Annotated in this window: 3 protein-coding genes; all 3 read right to left on the bottom strand. The window is 46.7% G+C overall.

All coding sequences use genetic code 11. The features are described 5' to 3' along the window. Window positions 1-202: 202 nt before the first annotated feature. Entirely contained in the window at window positions 203-829 is a 627-nt protein-coding gene (locus RMO84_RS04110) for a hypothetical protein (RefSeq protein WP_310487207.1), read from the bottom strand. Window positions 830-985: 156 nt separating this feature from the next. Then, entirely contained in the window at window positions 986-3,103 is a 2,118-nt protein-coding gene (locus RMO84_RS04105; protein WP_310487206.1) for a hypothetical protein, read from the bottom strand. Window positions 3,104-3,631: 528 nt separating this feature from the next. Beyond that, window positions 3,632-4,318, bottom strand: a 687-nt coding sequence (locus RMO84_RS04100; RefSeq protein WP_310487204.1) for an FTR1 family protein, incomplete at its 5' end; no start/stop codon positions are given.

Here is a 4,318-nt window from a genome sequence, read left to right as displayed (position 1 = left end):
CCCACACTAATTAATGCTGCCGCTGCGGTTCCTGATGTTTCCGGTGGCTGGTGAGATCCTTTGGCTAAACCAGTTGGAAATTGCTTGAATTTTGCCCACACTCTCCCATAAATAGGCGGGGATATTTGGTACGATTCTCCTCTGGAAACTCTCCGCGAACGAGTATTTGTCATAATTTCTATTACCTGATAAATGCTGTAATTTAAAGGGCATGAATTTTAGCTATGCCCAATCCTGTCACTAAACCCCCCATTGCAAAGAACATTAGTCCCATTAAGGCAACACAGGTAGCTGATAAAACAGCCCGATGTTTTTTCTCCAGAATTGCATCGCCATACGTCCACAAAATCCACGTACAAGCGACCCCAATCGGCAGCGTAAACAGAACGCTAAATTCGTGGTATTCCATTAAGACATACTGAGCGAGCGGGCTATTTTCCTTGAGCCAAGCTCTGGCACCGCCGAATGAGGCATCAGCGCGATAGCGCATGTATGCCCAGTTGCCACTAGCGATCGCCAAAAAAGCGATCGAAGTTGCCCAAAATGTCAGCGTGCGGACTTGCGGTAAAATCTTGGCGGAGCCACGCAACAGCGGAAAGGCTAAATGTCCGGTATATACAGCAACAACTGTTGCTAAGAGTGAGCCAAAGCCATGAATCGCCCCGATCGATCTTTGCCAAGGACTGGGATGGAGCAGATTGAAAAAAGGCAGAAATAAAAATATGCCCGCAGAGAGAATACTCAGTCCATAGATACAGACCTGAGCCAAATCTAATTGTTTGGGAAATTCCCGTTCTGTTGATGTTTCTGTGATTGAATCTAAAGTCATTGATGATTATTGATAAATTGCCAGCTAAGTTGCGGCCGCTAACAATTCAGCCATTTCCAAGCAAACACAAGAACTAAGCCATGACGGCGTAAACTTATTTTTTAATCGACCTTAACGATCTAGTGCTCTTATCGATCGCTAGTCAGAAATCAGGAGTTAGACAGTTGTTTTAGTACCTGCAAACTGTTGGTACTTTTGCAGATCGGCGGACAAGGAATCTGTCTGACCGAGGATCGGATCGACTTGAGTGTAATTGGTTGAATCGCCAATACCAGTAGTAGCCATTAACTGATTGATATTACTCACCTCAGTTGACTTGAGGCTATTGCTAGCATCGGTCATTTTCAGCGTTGCTTGGCCGAGCGCGGCTGTGGTATTGGTGTTGGTGATGTCGCTGGGTGAATTGCCAGCGAGTGCTTTGGCTACTTCAGTGGTGGCAAGTGCGGGGGTGGGAGTAGTGGCAGTGAGGCTGATTGTCGCGAACGCATTCGCACCAACTGTAGCAGTGGCGATACTGTTGGCAATGCCTTTGAGTTCGTAAGCACGCGTACCAGTGGTATCTTGACCAGTAACTATATCCTTATAGGTGTAAGTTCCAGTGACAGCAATATCCCCAAAGTCATTGACACCTACAGCATTAGTTAAGACGACTGCGGCACCTTCATAGGTGAGGGGTTGGGTGAGTAAATTGTTGAGATCGGCGAGTTTTCCCTCACTCCAAACAAATGCGTGATTGGTTTTGCCATCTGCCAACTGCGAAGCCCCGACGACGGTACCAAAAGAGTTAATGCTATTGACAGAGCCTGTTTTACCGCCCAAACTTCCCAAGTCAGTGACTTTCCCATCGCGGAGGATAAATGGATTACTAGTGGCAGCATTACCGCTCAGTCCGTTACTTTTGGCACCGATAATCTGCCCCGCATCATTGATATCCTTCAAACTAGCTTGCGCCGCGCCAAAAGTACCGAGATTTTTGAGCTGGTAATCGCCTTTAGCATCTTTTTCCCAGATCGCAGCGGTGTTGGTAAACTTATCATCGAGCTTGCCGTCGCTATCGATCGATCCAACAAGCTGTCCCTGATTATTAATACCCTGTGCGGTACCACCATCGCCACCTAAATCGGCGAGATCTGTCACGTTGCCATTCTCAATTAAAATGGGATTTTCAAACCCATCAGCAAGAATATTGCGACCAGCATACTGCTTGCTATTGTTGGTATCGAAGTAGTAGCTCTCTAATCCTCCAAAATCGTCAACCGTCAGTTCGTATTTGGCAGTCCCTTCTTGTTCCCAAGTAATCGCTCGGTCTGTCGGGATAGGGATTGGTTGACGAACTTCATCGACAGTGCCAAACACAACGCCCCTGTCACCGATGCCTCGGACATTAGGGACTAGCAGATTTATGCTCGTACCATCAGGTGCCCCAAAGTCCGACTCACCTTGTTTGATCCCAACGTTGGTAAGTGCGGTGAGCTTACCTTTTTCCCAGATAAATCCTTGACGGATAATGTTGTTAGTTTGGAGCACTGCGGTGGTGGCATTTTCATTGATAAAGGTACCAGCAGTATCGTAACGTCCAGCAATTTGCCCAAAGTCATTAATACCACCCGCAACCACGTTGGCATTCTTGTTAGTGGTATTGAACGAGCCTAATTCGGTAGCTTCGTACTTATACAGCGATCCATTATCGATGAGTGCTGCCGAAGCATTTGTGACGCCCTTGAGAGTAGCGACGAGATCTGTGCCATCCGTCACCAGGGTATCGTCACCTTTGGTAGTAAACGTCAGCGACTTACCAAGCAAGCTTTCGCCCAGCCGGAGCCGATCCTTAGTTGCGTCAAATCCGGTAATTGTCACATCACCAGCACCACCTTCGAGGACGACTCGGTTGTTACCACCGCCGAGATCGACTTCATCACTACCAGTGCCAGCATTGATAATCCCATTGCCAAATAGTGCCGAAATTGTATCGTTTCCCGCACCACTGTAAGCGAGATTATTGCCAGATCCGAGTGCAATGGTGTCATTGCCATTGCCAGCGAGGACGCGATTTTTGCCATTGCCAGCATTGATGGTGTTCCTGCCGTCACCAGCATCGATAAAATCATTGTCATTACCTGTCGCGATGACGTCATTGTCTTTGCCAGTTCGCACGAGATTGATGCCGTTGCCAGCACTAATATTGGTCGTGACATCACCGCCATCGATGATGTCATTATCCGCGCCAGTAACGGTAGGTGCGTTACCTTTAGCGATCGTATAAGTTGCTGCCATAATTGTGATTGAGGTTGCGAAAGCAACTGTGGATTGAAGAGTTGTCAGGATTTCGCGCGATTATGCCTAGAAGGATATCGACCCGATCGCCTAAGATTGAAATAGTTATTTTGTGTTGCTAGCTGATATTTTCTCCCGCCGATCTCGATCGATCTGGTGAGGATGTCAGTTGGCTTTTATTTTGATGTGCTGCTTATCTTACCCAATGGCTAGCGGACTTTAGTCTAGCTTATTGCAAAATAATATCATTAGCATAGCACCATCTGAAATTAGCGATCGCTAATTTTTGATTAGCATTGCTGAGGTGTGAAGGTTATTTGTATTAGAAAAATTAAACTCTACAGCTATTTTCAGGCTGTAGAGTTGAAGAAAGTTAAGCATAATTTGGCTTGAAGACCGTTACCAATCTGGATCTCCCGCTCGATCGCGTACTCAAAATCGAGCTGACTTAATTGATAATAGTTATTATTAACTTAAATTTAGTTGAGGCTGTCAGTTTGCATAGCGATCGAACCAGCAGAATATGGGCTACATCCGCTTGTCAGGAAGTTTATTTACCAGCAAGTCTTCAAACTTCTGCTTCCGCCGAAACCAGTTTAGTCGCCAATTTTGAGGCTGTAGATAAATACTACCCACGCCGAGTAAAAAGACCCAATAACAAATTGCCTGAACTAAATACAGTCGCTGCACGTAACCAAAGAGAGCGGCGAATACCATGCCGGGAAATTGTTCTTCTGGAAGAGTCTTGCTAAAATTCCAGACTATCGGGCCGAGAATGCAGTCCTTATCGGCGGGTTTGGCAAACCGCTCGTAGAAAAAGCACATCCCTTGAGAATCGCGATTCATCTGGGCGACAGCATTAATAGCTTGGTCGAATCGCGCCAATGAAGTAACCACCAATCCAGCAATAATTAGCAGTAGCAAGACCCCCATCACGGCAAAGAACTTGCGGATATTTAGTTGCATTCCCCACTTAAATAACAGCATCCCAATTAAGGTGGCGGTGACGACTCCCGCGATCGCGCCCACCGCAGGTACGATCCCTTGCTGAAATTTACTCGCGATAAATAGTACCGTCTCAAAACCTTCCCGCATAATCGCAAAAAAGACCAGCCAAAATATCCCCCACCCCGCCCGCGCATCGGTTTTGAGTGCGCTACCGACAGCACCTTCAACCTCTTGTTTGAGGCTTTTAGCGTGACGGGACATCCAAAT

The sequence above is a fragment of the Chamaesiphon sp. VAR_69_metabat_338 genome, from assembly GCF_031423935.1.
Taxonomy (GTDB): domain Bacteria; phylum Cyanobacteriota; class Cyanobacteriia; order Cyanobacteriales; family Chamaesiphonaceae; genus Chamaesiphon.
This window is presented reverse-complemented; position numbering and strand designations above follow the sequence as displayed.